Origin of the sequence: Rossellomorea vietnamensis (assembly GCF_001305855.1) — a bacterium.
GTDB classification, from domain to species: Bacteria; Bacillota; Bacilli; order Bacillales; family Bacillaceae_B; genus Rossellomorea; species Rossellomorea vietnamensis_A.
On the sequence record NZ_LIXZ01000008.1, the window covers coordinates 97,364 to 114,199 of the forward strand.

12 protein-coding genes are annotated in these 16,836 nt (G+C 39.9%); 5 read left to right on the forward strand and 7 right to left on the reverse strand.

Features of this window, described 5'->3' with window-relative positions:
- Positions 1-84 precede the first annotated feature (84 nt).
- From AM506_RS12135 to AM506_RS12150, 4 genes are all read right to left on the reverse strand, one after another.
- Entirely contained in the window at positions 85-915 is an 831-nt protein-coding gene (locus AM506_RS12135) for a carbohydrate ABC transporter permease (RefSeq protein ID WP_060672759.1), read from the reverse strand.
- Positions 916-1,818 carry a carbohydrate ABC transporter permease gene (locus AM506_RS12140; protein ID WP_060672760.1) on the reverse strand — a complete coding sequence of 301 codons (903 nt, stop codon included), beginning with the start codon at positions 1,816-1,818 and terminating at the stop codon, positions 916-918.
- A 99-nt stretch (positions 1,819-1,917) separates the two neighbouring features.
- Entirely contained in the window at positions 1,918-3,186 is a 1,269-nt protein-coding gene (locus AM506_RS12145) for an ABC transporter substrate-binding protein (protein WP_060672761.1), read from the reverse strand.
- A 49-nt stretch (positions 3,187-3,235) separates the two neighbouring features.
- On the reverse strand, positions 3,236-4,273 hold the full coding sequence (locus AM506_RS12150; protein ID WP_200908444.1) for a glycoside hydrolase family 43 protein: 1,038 nt from the start codon (positions 4,271-4,273) through the stop codon (positions 3,236-3,238).
- Positions 4,274-4,688: 415 nt separating this feature from the next.
- On the opposite strand from AM506_RS12150, the gene AM506_RS12155 reads away from it, so the two are divergent.
- The 4 genes from AM506_RS12155 (at position 4,689) to AM506_RS12170 (ending at position 11,297) form a co-directional block, all read left to right on the forward strand.
- Entirely contained in the window at positions 4,689-5,618 is a 930-nt protein-coding gene (locus AM506_RS12155; protein ID WP_060672762.1) for a helix-turn-helix domain-containing protein, read from the forward strand.
- A 271-nt stretch (positions 5,619-5,889) separates the two neighbouring features.
- Positions 5,890-6,819, forward strand: coding sequence for an LCP family glycopolymer transferase (locus AM506_RS12160; protein WP_060672883.1), 930 nt, complete (start codon positions 5,890-5,892; stop codon positions 6,817-6,819).
- A gap of 1,028 nt (positions 6,820-7,847) precedes the next feature.
- Entirely contained in the window at positions 7,848-8,915 is a 1,068-nt protein-coding gene (locus AM506_RS12165; protein ID WP_060672763.1) for an acyltransferase, read from the forward strand.
- 207 nt (positions 8,916-9,122) lie between these two features.
- The gene (locus AM506_RS12170) at positions 9,123-11,297 is read left to right on the forward strand and encodes a N,N-dimethylformamidase beta subunit family domain-containing protein (protein WP_060672764.1); all 2,175 of its coding nucleotides are present in this window, start codon (positions 9,123-9,125) and stop codon (positions 11,295-11,297) included.
- 90 nt (positions 11,298-11,387) lie between these two features.
- Here AM506_RS12170 and AM506_RS12175 read toward each other — a convergent pair whose 3' ends face one another.
- Both AM506_RS12175 and AM506_RS12180 read right to left on the reverse strand, forming a co-directional pair.
- Complete coding sequence (locus AM506_RS12175; protein WP_060672765.1) at positions 11,388-12,353, reverse strand: glycosyltransferase family 2 protein; 966 nt, start codon at positions 12,351-12,353, stop codon at positions 11,388-11,390.
- Between the two features lie 33 nt (positions 12,354-12,386).
- Positions 12,387-12,758, reverse strand: coding sequence for a GtrA family protein (locus AM506_RS12180; RefSeq protein WP_060672766.1), 372 nt, complete (start codon positions 12,756-12,758; stop codon positions 12,387-12,389).
- A 333-nt stretch (positions 12,759-13,091) separates the two neighbouring features.
- Between AM506_RS12180 and AM506_RS12185 the strand changes: the two genes are divergently transcribed.
- A complete protein-coding gene (locus AM506_RS12185; protein ID WP_060672767.1) occupies positions 13,092-14,576 on the forward strand; it encodes a glycosyltransferase family 39 protein in 1,485 nt (494 codons plus the stop codon).
- 427 nt (positions 14,577-15,003) lie between these two features.
- Here AM506_RS12185 and AM506_RS12190 read toward each other — a convergent pair whose 3' ends face one another.
- The gene (locus AM506_RS12190) at positions 15,004-16,152 is read right to left on the reverse strand and encodes an acyltransferase family protein (protein ID WP_060672768.1); all 1,149 of its coding nucleotides are present in this window, start codon (positions 16,150-16,152) and stop codon (positions 15,004-15,006) included.
- Positions 16,153-16,836 lie beyond the last annotated feature (684 nt).

Sequence of the window (16,836 nt, forward strand, 5' to 3'; positions counted from 1 at the left end):
TATACCAACCCATTCTTCCTTTATTCTGCTTATATTAATTTTTTCATATCCGCCTTTAAAAAGGAAGGATATCTTTTCCCAATATTACTTGATCCCTGTCTGGGTGACACCTTTGATAAAGGAACGTTGTCCGATGATAAAGATGACGACAACAGGGATGGTGGCAATGGCAGTCAATGCCATCAATCTTCCCGGAGAGGAAACGAAGCTTCCTTGTTGCATGATGGCAATACCAGTCGTAATCGTCCTCATTTCAGGTGAGCTTGTCGTCAGCAACGGCCACAGGAAGTCATTATAGATCATCATGAAAGTGAAGATTGCCAATGTCCAGATGACCGGGCGCGCTGAAGGAAGCGCCACCTTGGTAAAGACCTGCCACTTATTGGCCCCATCGAGGTATGCCGCTTCCTCAAGTTCTTTCGGAAACATTTTGAAGAATTGATACAACAGGAAGACCCCAAATGCATTCGAAGAGTACGGCAGGATCAAAACCGCATACGTATCCAGTAGGCCAGCCTTATTGAATCCCATATAAAGGGGAAGGAACGTGATGACCCATGGAATGGTCAAGGAACCGATAAACAGGCCAAATAACAGCTTTTTAAATGGAATATCAAGTCTCGCCAATCCATATGCAGCAAGAGTATCAACAAACAATACAATCAGCGTACCGATTATTCCGACCAACAAGGAATTGGTCATCCAAGCGAATACGGGTGTATCTGAACCGCCGCTTAAACTATAAGTATAATTCTCTAGGGTAAACACTTCCGGGAGCCACTTGATTCCAGCCGTGAACGCCTCCTGGTCCGTTTTAAATGATGTAGCGAGCATCCAGAATAAAGGTGCGATAAAGAAAATGGCAATGACCACTGCGACAGCAATTAATAGAACATTCAACCCTTTGTTTTTCATTTATCTGGCACCTTCTTTCTTTTCTCTGGTTATCCGGAATTGAATGATAGAGATGACGATCATAATCAAAGCCATCATGATCGACATGGCAGCAGCGTTCCCAAGTTGCCTTTGATTGAATCCTTCTTCCACGATATTCATCAGCAAGACTTGTGTAGAAGTACCCGGGCCACCACGTGTCATAAGATAAGGTTGTCCATACACATTGAACGAAGCGATGGTTGAAGTCAGGATCACAAAGATCATGGTCGGCTTAATCGTCGGAAGAGTGATATGGATGAGACGCTGCCAACTGTTCGTGCCATCCAGGGAACCTGCTTCATAAAGTTCTTCCGGAACATCATTCAGGGCATTTGTGAAGATGACCATATTGAAGCCGATCGTCCACCACAACGTGGCAATGATAATCGAGACCCAGGCCCATGGCAAATCCGTCAGCCAGGGAATGGGACTCCCCCCAAGCTTCTGTAGATACTGATTGATAAGACCGCTATTTGTATCGAAAATCCACAACCAGATGATCGCGACAATGGATACGGAAACAGAATAAGGGATAAAGTACATGGTCCTGAACAGGCCTTTGACTTTTTGGGGCAGGCTGTTGAGCAGCAAAGCCAAAGCAAGGCCGATGATGACCAATAGAGGAACACTGAAAATGACGAAGATAAACGTGTTCTTTAACCCTTCAAAGAATAGGGTGTGTAAATAAGATTCAGAATCAAAGATATTCATATAATTCTTCAGCCCAACAAATTCTTTCACAGGATTGAGAAGGTCCCAATTATGTAGACTAATCCATACTCCATATACTATAGGGGCTACGAGAAAGATCGAAAACAGTATGAGATATGGTAAAACAAACAGACTCGATGTCAGCTTTGATTTCCACGAGTTTTTCTGCATGAGATTCTCTCCTTTTATTTAAATCTATGAACCCGTGTTCGTTAAATGAGAATGGGAGGAAGCAAGTGCTTTCCACCTGCCTCCCCCCTAAACGAATGATTACTTCATGATTTGTTCGGCTTTTTTCGTTGCATCGTCCAATGCTTGCTTAGGATCCTTTTTGCCTAGCAGAGCGAGGTTGACTTCTGCCCAAAGCGGCTCAGAAACCTGACCCCAGTTTGCCACTCTAGGAGCAAACTTAGCATATTCGAAAGATTTCGCAACGATCGGCTGTTGTACCATTTTTTGAAACTCTTCATTTTCTTCATATATCGCTTTCGATGCCGGAGCTTGGCCTGACTTCGCCCACTCCATTGCATTTTCAGCGGTGAACTTTAAGAAGTCGTTGATGCCCGCCAGCGTTTCTTTATTATCTACAGATGCAGGGATGACAAAATTATGTCCATTCGCATACACGGCCTGCTGTTCTGTTCCAAGTTGAGGAACCTCAGCCACTCCATAGTTAATGCCAGCTTTATCCCACTGTTCCATCATCCAGGGACCATTGAACTGAATCGCATTTTTCCCTTGAAGGAAAAGGGTGACTTCCCCGTCCTGCTGAACATTCTGAGGAGATACCTTGTACTTGTGGATCAGGTCTGTCATGAATTGCAGCGCTTCCACGCCTTCAGGACTATTATAGTTCGGCTTGCCATCAGCGATCAGTTCCCCTCCATTTTGGAAGAAGATTGTCGGGTAAATGAACTGGTTCGGCCAAAGAGTCGGTACTACATAGCCGTATTGACCTTTCGACTCATCTGTTAACTTTTTCGTATAATCAAGGAACTCTTCTCGGTTGGTTGGCGCTTTTTCAGGGTCCAATCCCGCTTCCTTGAAAAGGTCTTTATTGTAATACATGATCAACGGGTGGATATCCAAAGGAATGGAGTACTGCTTCCCATCAATCGACCCGGCCTTCCAGGCGGTCTCAGAGTATTCATCAGGTTTGATGCCTGCTTCAGAAACAGTCTCACCAAGATCTTTCAAAAGGTTCTTATCCACATAGTTCGTTAATTGGTCAGTATGCATGATCATTAAGTCCGGAGCATTCTTTTGACCTGAGAAGGAAACGTCCACTGTTTTATAGTAGTCGGATTGCGGAACGATCTGCATGTCTACTTGATATTCATCTTGAGATTCATTGTAGCTTTTCACGATATTTTTCATCCGCGGACCATCCGCTCCTGAGAATGGGGTCCAGAACGTTATTTTCTTTGAATCGCCATTTGCTTCATCGCCTGAAGCGGAATCCCCACCGGAACATGCTGCTAATGAACTGATTGCCAGCGCCGCCGATAAAGCAACACCAAGTAATTTCTTCTTTTTCATTGATTAAGCCCCCTAAGTATTCATTGCCTATATAGGCTTGAAATGTTATTTATTCTACGGCCATCTCCCGCTCGTCCATGGAAGGGCCGTGAATCTTCAGCTTTCCATCGATGAATTCCATCTTATCTATGCCCATTTGCCTGTCCCCACTCGGTACCTCCGGGTGAGTATGAATATGGTAAACAGCGTAGAGTGTTTCTCCGTCAAGCCCTGTCGTGACGCTGTTATGCCCCGGCCCCGAGACACCTTTATCAAGATCCTTAGACAGAACAGGATTTTCACTTGCTTTCCTAAACGGTCCCGTCGGTTTATCCGAGACAGCATATCCCACACTATAATCTTCACTAGCATAGTAATTGGCGGAGTACATCAGATAGTACTTCCCATCATTCTTCACCACAAACGGTCCTTCATTCCACTGGTAATCCCCCTGAAGGCCTTCCCAATCCTGATCGGGCTCGAGCAAAAGAGTCGGCGTTCCTGTCACTTTGGTCAACTCTTTATCCATTGGCTGAACATAGATCTGACTGACATGTTTTCCGTCCAGGATGTTTTCCGAGCAATCTTTGACGTAGTAAAGATAAGGAGTCCCGTCATCTTCTATAAAGATATGGCCGTCAATATAGGAACCACTTTGCCCGATGATTTCAGTGCTCTCATCTTCGAACGGCCCCAAAGGGTCATCACTTACAGCTACAGAAATCTGCAGAGACCCTGCATCATTTCGCGCACTATACGTCATGTAGTACTTTCCCTTATAAGAAATGACCTCAGGTGCCCAGAAATCCCCTGTTGCCCACCTGTTTTCCTGCTCATAGTGATCATAGGCAATACCCTTTTCTTCCCAGTCCACAAGATTATCAGATTGCCAAACTTTGAAACCGTAAGATGCTTCCGAAGTTGCATACATATAATACGTATCATTCGACTCTAAGATGAAAGGATCCCCAATATTGGTCATCCCGCCAACGGGGTTCTTGTAGGTTACTGTCTCACTCTCACGATTCATGAAGAAGTAAAACACCAGCGAAGCAGCCACAACTACCATAATGGCACTAATCGGTATCAATCGGCGCTTCCCCCTCAAACACTCACCTCCCAAGAGCCATTTACACCCAAATTGAATACGCTTACAAACATAACTAAAAAAATAATAGATAGTTAGTAAAAATTTTAGCTAAATTTTACTTAACACAAATATAAACCTGATATCAATCAAAGTCAACGAATTTTCAAAAAATATATTAGTTTTTGTATTTACTTAGGGGGAATAAAGGTCTTCTATGTAGCCTTAGATCCCAAGGCTACATAGAAGACCTCTCACGACCCGTAAATTGGATGTACAATGAAAACGTGAACTTCCTAAAGAATTCTTTCATTCATTTGCTCTGATACTTAACCTTGGTTTGTGGATCACAACATTGATTTGATAAAAGGATTTGAACCGTTCTTATACTATTCTGTTAATATATAGATAACTAATCCTTCTTGGAGGTGTCCCAATGGACTACTCAGTCATCGGAAAAAAGATCAGGGAATTACGTAAGGCTGTCGGGATCACTCAAGGAGAGCTGGCAGAAGATATCTGCACTCAGGGGCTGATCAGCCGGATTGAATATGGAGATGTTTACCCCAGCGCCACCGCGTTATACCAAATTTCGGTAAAGCTTGGCGTTGACGTAAACTATTTCTTTGAAATAGGGACCACTCCCCGTCTCGATTACATCATAGAAGTGGAAAAACAATTGAGATACCTAAGGGTTTATCGGAAATACGAAGAAATGATGGAACTGGTCATGAATGAGGAAAAGAATCCACTATTCTATAAGGACAATGAACTCCTTCAACTTCTTTGCTGGCACAAGGGAATCTATCAATTCGAATTGAAACGGGATGCGGAAACGGCCTTTTCCCTTTTTCATAAAGCCTTTCACCTCACCGCCCATCAGAAAAAGGCGATGTCTGAGAGGGAAATGGAGATCCTGGCGAGCAACGGGGCCATTTATTATAATCAACAGCAATATGAAGAAGCCCTTCGTTATTTTAAAGAAGTCGAAGCGGCCATGAATACAACAGGGCAACTCCAGGATAAAAGTATTAAGACCAAACTATTTTATAATATAGGGAGAGTCTTGGCACGCTTAGGAGAACTGGAAGAATCATCGGACTACTGCCGTAAAGCCATCCGATGGTGCTTTGATGAGGAGCTGCTGTGGGGATTGGGTGAGCTTCATTATCAAATTGGCTTCAATTATGAGCTAAAGAATCAATACGAAGAAGCCCTTCCTTTTTTCAAGCGTGCCCTGCAGATGTTTGAGTTTCGGAATGATGAGCCTTATGTGGCGTTTCTTGCGACGAAGATTAAGGGGATTTCGGGACAGAGGGACTGGCCCCTTGTCCCAGACAATCAAGAAGAGACGGTGGATCATTAATCTCCGCTATTAACACAGGAGAGCGTAACTGTCCCCCACGTTCCATCCCACATGCCTATATTCCCATTCTTTCTCAAAATCGAGTATTAACGGAATCGACGAGCATATATGAACATATATACAAATCTTATCAATCAAATCTATCAAATTATTACAACTTTTAAGAATGATATTTCCTTATTCATAATAAGAAAAATACTACCTAATATTTACTATATAAAGCAGTTTAGGTAGAATAGTGATATCTACGTTGAAAAGTGAGGATATCCAATTGAAGAAAAAAATCATATTGAGTGTTTTAAGTTTAGGCGTGCTGTTATTCCTGGGAATCGGCGGTTATGCCTATTACATGTATGACTCCGTTAAAGGAACAGCGGAGAGTATGCATGAAGAAGTGAAGAGGGATAAACCAAAGGATACACCGAATATCACCAAAGAAAAAGATGAGCCGGCCGAGCCTATTTCCATTTTAATGATGGGGGTCGACGAACGTCAAAATGATCAGGGACGATCGGATGCCCTGATTGTCATGACCTTGAATCCCGAGAAAGAAAAGATGCAGATGATCAGTATTCCCCGTGATACCAGAACAGAAATCATCGGTCATGGTACGACGGATAAAATCAATCATGCCTATGCCTTCGGAGGTACGAAGATGGCCATTGAGACGGTGGAAAATTTCACCAACATCCCGATAGATTACTATATTAAAGTAAACATGGAGGCTCTTAGCTCCTTAGTGGATGCCATGGATGGAGTTACGGTTCATAATGATCTGGATTGGTATGATGAAGGGTATTATAAGAAAGGCTATCATTACCGCGAAGGGGACATTGAATTGAACGGAGCCAAAGCACTTGGATATGTAAGGATGAGGCATCTGGACCCCCGAGGAGACTTTGGTCGTAATGAACGTCAGCGTCAGGTCATTGCTGCAATCATAGGGAAAGCATCTAACGTTTCTTCGGTTGGCAAATTCGATGATATTCTAGATGTCCTTGGCAATAATGTTAAAACAGATATGACCTTAGATGATATAATGAGTATCCAAAAAAATTACAGAAGTGCCAAGAATACGATTGAACAATATGAAATCAAAGGTCAGGGCGGATTGATTGGAGGAACCTACTATCTGACGGTTCCAGAGAATGAGCAGGATAAAGTGACTGAGATGCTGAAAGAGAATTTAGCTGCCAGTTAATAATGGGTTCTGGGAGAGTCTTCTTCCAGAACCTTTTTAACTGCTAAAAGAGTTTCATAGACCAACAACTGGAACAACTCAGGATCAGAATCATCCTATGTCGTTCTTATATTTCAAACTAGAACATTCCCTCAATTGAACAATCGTCTGCGAGGATTATTTAGAAATTTGATATATAGCTGATTTTCTTCACACCTGTATAACTTTATCCCTATGAATTTTAACGGGGTCCAAATTTCTTTCATATAATAGATTGGCAAATGAAACTCCCCTTTCCAGATTAATTGGTATAACTGGTTAGCCTAACCCAAATGAAAAGAACGAATATTCAGATACTTCAGCACAAGAATAAAACATTCTACTGAACAAATGCATCCTGAATAAGTCACCTGGAAGGTTCCCTTTAAAATTACTATTACAACAAATACCCAAATATTGTATAAAGTAATCCTAAACTAACCTATCAATGAAGTTTTTTCTACACTTACAACGTAAATGAAGGAGCAACGAAACATTTACCTTTCACGTATTCTTTAAATCATTGTTGACGCCATCCAGAATACTAAATAAACAATCCTCTCACAATCTTTACCCATCCAAAAAAAGAAACCCAAAGTGGAATACTTAATAAAGTGCCCCAATACATACCTTTGATGAAATTTCCTTCGGTTTTCATGGAAAAAGCACCCCTGTTCTTATTTAGTGGCAGTAAGATTCGAATGTTGTCCTTCTATTATAAACACGAGTCTTAAGCGAACGTTGTCGGAAAAAAGGTGAAAATTTTAAGATTTTTTATCCATTAGAGGAACAAATTGAGGAACTGCATTATGATATATAATCATTTCCCTTTTCTTTATAAAACAAAACCAGCAGGACAGGTGAAGAATCATACCAACTCTTCTAACAAATGGATGAATTATTATTCTGGTGATACATTTTATTTAAAGAAAGATGACAGGTGTGATTTTCCCACTATCATCCTTTACGATGTAGAAGATTAAATCTATATATCTTGAGGGTGTGACATCATGAGTAATTCTCGCGGACATATATCCGAAATTCATGTATTAAGGGCCATTGCATGTTTGCTCGTACTTTTTGTTCATGTTTCAGCGACTTTCTATTACCAGCAAGGTCAGCAGTTTAATGATCTGACTTATTTCATCAATCAAATCAGCCGGTTTGGAACTCCCATATTTGCTCTTATCAGTGGATTCCTTCTATTTTATCAAACGCGTTTTAAAGGATTTAATCTAAGTCGATTTGTCTCTAGTCGTTTTACTAAAATCGGAATACCTTTTTTGTTTTGGAGTATCTTTTATCTCCTATTCATGTATGTAGCAGAAGGTGTAAACCCGTTTGATGTAGGAGAGAAACAATTTCTTGTGAACTTTTCTTTCGGAAATTCTTTTTACCACCTTTACTTTATGTCCATTGTCTTTCAGTTTTATTTAGTATTTCCGCTCTTACAGCTTGTTCGCTCAAAGAAGAGTTGGGCCATCTTATTGGGCATTGCAATAGCGGTAAATGTGTATTTTCTTGAGATATTTTCACTGGGTGAAATGGAAGGAATATGGGGTAATATCCTGGGTCAACGAGCATTTCTGCCAAATTGGATCTATTTCTTTATATTCGGCGGATTCTTAGCCTATTACTGGGAACCGTTATCTTCATTCGCAAAAAGATCTAAAGTATTATTAGGAGTATCCGTCATACTCATCACTTTAGTTGCTGTATGGGAATATACCGTCATGGGTTCGATTGCCTCTAACCGGGTGACCAATATGATTAATATTCCCATTATTACATTGTTTATCATTGGAGTAGGATCCAACATAACAAGATTAAAGTGGACAAACCTGTTCATGACAAAAATCGGTACATTATCCATGGCTATTTATTTGTCCCACCCCTTTGTACTTTACTGTGTTCAGGAAATCGCACCTCCATCTATTTGGAAAACAATTCATTTTCCTGCAATTTATTTAATCATTCTTCTGGGGACCATCTTAATGGTAAAAATCATACAGCTATTACCATGGAATCAATATATTTTGACCGTACCGAAAATCAAAACACTTCAACAATCTAAATAAAGAATAGACGCCTAAGAGTTACCTCACGCTTAAGAAGGTGCATTATGCACCTTCTTAAGCGTGTTTTTTTATATCTCTCCAAACACCAATAGTTCAAAAAACTCAAGTAATATTACTCCTATTTATTACTTTATATGGAATATAAAGTAATTAGTATGCTATTATTAGATACTAGATTACCAGTTTTACATATATTAGGGGGTAAAAATGAGAAAGATTATAATCGTATCACTACTACTATTTGTGTTCGGGTTTAGTGCAGAAGTACACGCCGGTGAGAATGAAGTAGAGCGTCTCGGAGGAAAGGACAGATTCGAAGTTGCGGTAAACGTTTCACAGAAAGGATGGAAAGACTCTCAAACGGTATACATAGTGAACTTCCTCGCCTTTGCCGATGCCTTGTCTGCCACTCCGTTAGCTTACCAGTCAGATGCACCGATATTACTTACGCATGCCAATTCTTTAACTGGAGTGACAAAAGACGAACTCATCCGCCTGCATGCCACTAAGGTGGTCATTATCGGGGGAACCGGAAGTATCTCTCAAAATATCGTAACAGAATTACAAAATATGGGTATTAGAGATATTCATAGAATCGGGGGAAAAGACAGATATGATGTATCCGCCAATGTCGCAAACTATGTCCATTCCACAGATAAAGCCGTTATCGCAACGGGAATGACATTCGCCGATGCCCTGTCCGTGGCACCCTTCGCTGCAAGAAATGGTTACCCCATTCTTCTTACGAGAAAAAGTGACATCCCAGCACCCGTTACAGGTTATTTAAACAAGAAAAACTTCAGCTCCACCATCATCATGGGAGGTGAAGGAAGTGTAGGAAAAGAAGTGGCTTCGAAGCTGCCAAATCCGGAACGTCTCGGAGGATCCGACCGTTATGCTGTAGCAGCCAATTTAATCAGGGAAAAAAGTCTCCCATCAGAAAAAGCATATATAGCAACCGGCCTGTCCTTTGCAGACGCTCTTACCGGTTCCGTTCTGGCAGCGAAAGAAAACACACCCATCCTCTTGACCAGACCCGACCGACTACCTGAAGATACGAAGGATATAATAGAAGAAAAGAACATACGGAATTACCTCATCTTAGGTGGCCCAGCATCTGTTTCGGAAGAAGTTCTGAATCCCTATTCTGATGCTTTGGTAATTGATAATCAGCATTCCATTGAAGGTTATACGACTAAACCAAGCTATTCTCCAGGTGAGACCATCGAGTTTAAAGTTCATACTCTTCAACCCACCTTTTCCATAGATGTCAAAAGACTCGGAGCAAAAGATACAGCCGTCTTTACAGATGCTGAAATCAAAGGAACAAAACAGAACTATCGAAAATACTCCTTCAAAAATGGAGCAGATTGGACGACCAGTTATTCACTTAAAGTTCCTGGGAACTGGACGAGCGGTATGTATGCAGCAAGAGTGTATGATGCTAGCGGCAAAGAGTTTTACATTATGTTCACCATCAAGAATGCAAGCAGCACAAAACCCAAACTTGCCGTACTTGCCAATACCTTTACGTGGGAAGCATACAATATGTGGGGCGGGGCATCTTTTTATGGATATAAAGTAAATGATGGGACTGATCGTACCAATGCGCCAATCCTGAATTTCCAACGACCAAACCCAAGGATTAATCCTTATGAAGACAGCATCCATCTCCCATACGCAGAAAAATTCCTGCTATCCTGGCTGGAGAAAAACGCCTATACATATGATGTAATCTCTGAGTATGACCTGCATCATAACCCTGGAATTCTTCAGGACTATGAAACTCTCGCCCTAAACTCGCACAGTGAATACTGGACTACCCCTATGTATAATGGATTCGAATCTTTCGTGAAAAAGGGTGGAAATGTACTTAATCTTTCTGCTAACAGTATTTACTGGAAAGTGGCGGTCGAGGGAAATCAAATTGAAGTGAGAAAGGATAAAGGATACCACACATTAACGAAAGAAAAAGGCGGACTCTGGAGAGACCTGGGAAGACCCGAATCAAAGTACTTAGGTGTAGCTTATAATTACTTGGGTTATGGAACCTATAAACCCTACAAAGTGGAAAAACCCAATCACTGGATTTTTAAAAACACGGGCTTGAAAACCGGAGATCTGATTGGGGAATCTGGAGTAAACGGCCGGGGGGCAGCCGGTGGGGAAACAGATAAAATCACCCCCTACACACCAAAGAACTTCGTTCGACTTGCTAAAGGCTTAAATCCAAATCTAGGCGGATCCGATATGATTTATTATGATACGCCGTCTGGTGGAGGAGTCTTCTCGGTAGGCTCCCTGACATTCACCGGGACCCTGGAATCAGATAAGGATATTTCTCAAATGGTTAAAAATATTTTGAATCACTTCAGTAAGTAAAAAGATGAAAGAGAGTGCAGTTCTTGCACTCTCTTTCATCTTAATAACAGAATTGTATTTAGATAAGGATCCTCTCATCTGTCGTACGTATCAGATGACCTCTCTTCTCTGATTGTGAGAACGCTCTTTCATATTAACCGTCTCTTTCACTATATAAATCGGCCGATTTTTACTTTCATCATAGATCCTCGCTATATACTCACCGACGATCCCCATCCCGAGAAGTTGAACCCCACTGAAGAACGTAATGGCCACCATGATGGATGCCCATCCTGTTTCCACTTCCCGCCCGAACAGCTTGATTGAAATGGCATAAACTAGGACTAAAAAGGAGACTAACACCGAAAAGAAGCCCAGAGTCATAACGATTTTTAATGGTTTGGTTGAAAATGCAATGATCCCATCTGAAGCAAATTTAATCATTTTCTTCAGCGGGTATTTCGTCTCTCCAGCAAACCGTTCATCCCGTTCATATTCTATGAAGGTTTGATTGAACCCCACCCAGGAAAACATCCCCCGGACGAACCGATTGCGCTCTGTCATGCTTTTGAACACATCCGCTGCTTTACGGTCAATGATCCTGAAATCCCCTGTATCTTTCGGGATATCTATATCTGACATATAGTTAAGGAATTTATAGAAATACTTTGCGGTGAGAAGTTTAAATTTCGTTTCGCCCGATCGCTTCTTCCGCTTCGCATATACAATTTCATACCCTTCCTTCCACTTGGCGATCAAATCTGGAATCACCTCAGGAGGGTCCTGAAGATCTGCATCAATAATGACGATGGCATCTCCTTCAGCAAAATCCACACCCGCTGTAACGGCGGTTTGATGACCGAAATTCCGGGCGAAATTCACTATTTTTGCCTGGCTGTCACGATTCGCGATATCAGTGAGAATATCTAACGTCCTGTCCGTACTGCCGTCATTCACGAAAATGAATTCATATCGTATTTTATTCTCCTGCATGACACGTTTCAGCCTGTCATAACACTCCTGCGCGACTTCTTCTTCATAATACATTGGGATGACAACCGATATTAACTCTTTCATTTTTTCCTCCAATAAAAATATTTCTCGTTCCTTTTAAGACGCCTGGTTGAATGTCCATTTATAATTAAGGATATAATTCAATCCCAAGCCGCAACCGACGGCAAATACATTAGCCAGTACGGGGTGTACCCCCAGTTGATGTACCAGAATGAACAAAGCAAGCGTGTTAAATCCAAGAGTCAGCAGATTCACTGCGAAGAACTTAACGAATACCCCAGCCTTTCCCGTTCGATCCTGAAAAACCCAATTCTTATTCCAATAGTAGCTATTTAAGACCCCTAAGAGGTATCCCAGTACATTTGCCACCAAGTAGTTTATTCCTATATAAACAAAGAGGGTGTAACTCCCTAAAGTGATTAAGGTGTTAAAGAACCCCACTGTCCCAAATTTGAGGAACATTTTCATAGTTGTTTTTTCCTTTCTTTACGCATCTTGCTGCAAACTAGTAAACTCACTCATGGTAATAAAATTCCACCCTAATACAATACTTATCCATTTTAGTACAGTCATGGAATTTATAGAAAGCACTTGATTAAAGGTATCAAAATTTCCAATATATTTCAATGCTCTTAATAGTAAAAAAGTATTCTATCTAAACAAAACAAGAGGCAAAATAGAAATATATTCATCTTTTACAGGGAGATATATTTACCAAATTAACATAAGATGGTAACCTACTATATGCTGAAGTTTTTTTCAAAAGCTACTCGATTTCTATGATTTACAAGGAGGTACACCATGGGAGCGCAATTCGTTCAATTTTTACATAGATTCATTTACATTCTATTCTTTTCACTGATACTATTTCTAGTCGGCCTGAACGTCTTTATGAGCAGAGGGTACAGCACTATAAGTCAGGAAACACCCCATTACTTTAATATCATCACATTATTCCTAGCGATCATCATTTCGTTAATTCTATTCCTATGCAGAAATCATATAACCAGGTTTATTGAGAAACTGCCAACATTCGCAACTGTTTTCACCTTATTGGGAGTAAGTGTGGTACTGCAAACCGTTGTTATACGTGAATTATCTGTTACCCCATCCTGGGACTTCGGGGCGGTTGTAAACAGTGCTAAGTTGTTTGTGGAGAGCGGTGAGATGAGTGAGTATTTCTCCCTTTACCCAAATAATATTTTACTTGCCTGCATATTGGCGCTGATCGGGAATATCTTCACCCCTGAACTCCTCACGTTTCAGGTATTTAATGTCATTGTCATTACCTTAAGCCAATACTTAATCTATCGAATTGCTACTAAGGTGGCAGGAGCACCCGTTGGGATTGTCAGTTTACTAGTCAGTGTCCTTTTCTTTCCTTATATCTTTTTTGCACCTATCGTCTATACAGATACGATTTCACTCATCTTTTTACTTCTTCCACTGCATATTTTAGTAGATAAGAACGGGGATTTTAGAGGAAATATTTTTATTGTTTCAATGGCATCTATCCTATTCTCATTCGGGATGCTACTAAAAGGGTCACTTGTGATCTTTGTCATTGCTATTGCCATCGTACTTTTTCTTTATCAAAAGAAATGGAGGAAGCTCTATTTTATTATTCCGCTCCTCGTCCTATTGATTGTCAAATCGTTATTTAACAGTGCGATTTATCATTACGGGATCCTTGATAAGGCCATGGTCGAGGAAAAAAGTATGCCAGTCACACACTGGATCGTGATGGGACAAAACAAAAATAAGCTGGGTAAGTACGCTGAGGATGATGTCGTATGGACGAAGGAGTTATTAACGAAGTATCCAAGAGAAACCGTTTCTCAAATCCACTATCAAGAGCTTAAAAACCGGATCTCAGAAAAGGGGATAAAGGGGAACATCGCATTTAACATTGAAAAGATCGGTCATACATGGACAGACGGAACCTATTACTCATTAAATAAACTGAGAAGGATACCAGACCACCCAGAGCATTTCACTCATCTGACTACAGACACGCCAGGTCATTTGATCCAAGGGCATGCAAGGGTTCAGCATCTCATGCTGCTGATAGGATTGCTTTTATTCTTAAGATTAAAGAATAAGGACTCCTTTACTACCTTTTCCATGCTTTCGGTCATTGGTTTCTTTCTTTTCTTTATTATATGGGAAACACGGTCCAGGTATTTGGTTAGTTTGACTCCTTTGATGATTATAGTGAGTTGTATGGGGTACTTAAAGGGACTGGGGATTGAAACTCTGCTTTATAAGAAATCTAAAATAAAGTAGTAAGATTATCAATATAACCGTTCTTGAAAGTGATCAGAACAAAGTGACAGAACTGCTGAAAGAAAACATATCTGCGAACTGAAAAAGGTTTTGGGAGAAGTGCTCTCCCAAAACCTTTTACTTTAGAAATAGTGGTTGATTCAAAGTAGCCTCCTCATAAGTGAATTCGTCCCTCTCCTCCACATTAAAAGAATTAAGAATTAGCGTAATCAGGGGTTGATCTCACGCTGTTAAGCGAGGAGTAATCTTTCAGTTGTCGATTAAAAGAGGAAATTCCATATAGTTATCGTCAGTTCTTCAGGGCTTATCATGAAAATGTCCGAAAACCAAAGCAAGGCAAAGGTCGCTAACAGTATAGCCACCTACACCCTTTTTACCATATTGATGCAGATAGTCAAATCGAAACCGTCCCCAATTAACTTTGTAATCAATGATTTACTGTTCCTTTGATGCCTTTTGTTGTATTAGCTTTTTTCTTATTCCACTTTTTTGATAAAGCCTGTCCATATCGAATTGAACTCTTTTCCACAATTTTAAAAGATAAGGTAGAAACCCCAAATATCACTGGTAACGAAATAATATAGATAATTGGTTGAGGTATGAAATCATGCAGAGCATAGAGAGTTGCTATCAGTATTGGTAGATGATAAAGATATAAACTATAAGAAATTTCACCTAAGAACTTTATCGGTTTTTTTGACAGAAATACAGAAGCCCACTTTGCTGAGATTGAAACAACTATAAGTAACCCTGCACCAACAACAATAAACCACTCCCGGAAAAATAGCCCTGTTTCTATTCTCAGAAAATAACCTAACCCAGTTTGTAAGGAATAAATACAAATTCCCGATACTAAGATTAGTAATTGGATTTTTAAACTGAATTTATTGAATATCTCTACTATAAATTCTTTGTTTATTGCTAACAGGGAACCAACTATAAAGAAAGCTGTGTAATGGATTGTGTGTGCATACGAGGTTAGATATCCTTGTGAGACATCAAGCCCCGAAAAAGAAATAAGGGCTCCAGTTGTAGACAAGAGAATAGCCAGCAGAAGGGATTGATACCACCTCGATTTGAGAACTAGCAAGACTACAAAAGGAAAGATAATTGAAATCCTCATCTCATGAACTAATGACCAAATAACAGGGTCGACAGCATCAGTATTAAAATCACTAATTAGTAATAGATGATTTATTAAATCTGAAAAACTAAATTCTTTTTGCCAAAAATTTTGTATCCACCGTATATCTGCCTGTGTTCCTCGTTTAAACACTTTCATTATGGACAATGAAACAAAAATAGCTATCACATAAGGAATATAAATCCGCAGTATTCTTTTAACTAAATATAACCCGTAGTTAACCTTTTCGGTTTTCAGAAAAGGCAATGTCAGCACAAACCCACTCAACATAAAAAATAAGATGACCGCCTCATGACCTGCCCAAAAAATCCTGAAAGGTGAATACAGTAGTACTTTAGGTAAGGGTGGAAAAGTATTTAAGATATGACCGAATAAAACGGTTAAAGCAGCTAAACCTCTTAATGAATCAAGTTCACTAATTCTCTTTCGCAACAGTTAATCCTCCGCTTGTATAATTTTATTTCAATAATTATAACATTAAAAATTCACATTTAGATTTTCATTCAAAATTTCACTTAAGCTTTTAATACATCTGCAAAACAACAAGCTATATCCCTAGGTCTACAATCTAATATTTTCATAGGGTCCTTCATTACCAGTGGCTTCCTCAAATGCCTTTAGAAGTTCTAAAACACTTGTACATTTCCCATTTACTAGATTTTAGATATGAACCCTCAGATAAAATCTGATAAATGAACATAATCCTATACACCTGTACTATCAACAGTTAGATAATCATTCCCAAAAATTAAAATTCTTAAGTTCCCTTTTTAGCAGCCTATGTAATATAAGGGGTCAATTCAGGAATACTATTGGGTACTAAAATAGGATTAAGGTAAGATTGACGTTCTTTCTATTCTTATAATGGCTACTGCCTTCAAAGTATTTTCTTGGAGACAGTTTTTCAACGATAAATATATTCTGTTACCAGAAATACTGGATAAACTCTCCCATATACGGTAATGATTTACCCAAAATAAATACTCCGAAGGAAATATTCCATATAGTTGGTCTGAGCAAGATATTTATGAAAGGATCGAGAAAAATAATATTCGATTACTTCAGTAACCATTCTAAGTATATGTGTCAACATTGATTTAGGGGATATTGCCCCGA

Coding starts and splice junctions, on each gene's coding strand:
- AM506_RS12145 (WP_060672761.1), bottom strand. CDS start 3,186: ATGAAAAAGAAGAAATTACTTGGTGTTGCTTTATCGGCGGCGCTGGCA.
- AM506_RS12140 (WP_060672760.1), bottom strand. CDS start 1,818: ATGCAGAAAAACTCGTGGAAATCAAAGCTGACATCGAGTCTGTTTGTT.
- AM506_RS12155 (WP_060672762.1), top strand. CDS start 4,689: ATGGACTACTCAGTCATCGGAAAAAAGATCAGGGAATTACGTAAGGCT.
- AM506_RS12180 (WP_060672766.1), bottom strand. CDS start 12,758: ATGAAAATGTTCCTCAAATTTGGGACAGTGGGGTTCTTTAACACCTTA.
- AM506_RS12185 (WP_060672767.1), top strand. CDS start 13,092: ATGGGAGCGCAATTCGTTCAATTTTTACATAGATTCATTTACATTCTA.
- AM506_RS12170 (WP_060672764.1), top strand. CDS start 9,123: ATGAGAAAGATTATAATCGTATCACTACTACTATTTGTGTTCGGGTTT.
- AM506_RS12165 (WP_060672763.1), top strand. CDS start 7,848: ATGAGTAATTCTCGCGGACATATATCCGAAATTCATGTATTAAGGGCC.
- AM506_RS12175 (WP_060672765.1), bottom strand. CDS start 12,353: ATGAAAGAGTTAATATCGGTTGTCATCCCAATGTATTATGAAGAAGAA.
- AM506_RS12135 (WP_060672759.1), bottom strand. CDS start 915: ATGAAAAACAAAGGGTTGAATGTTCTATTAATTGCTGTCGCAGTGGTC.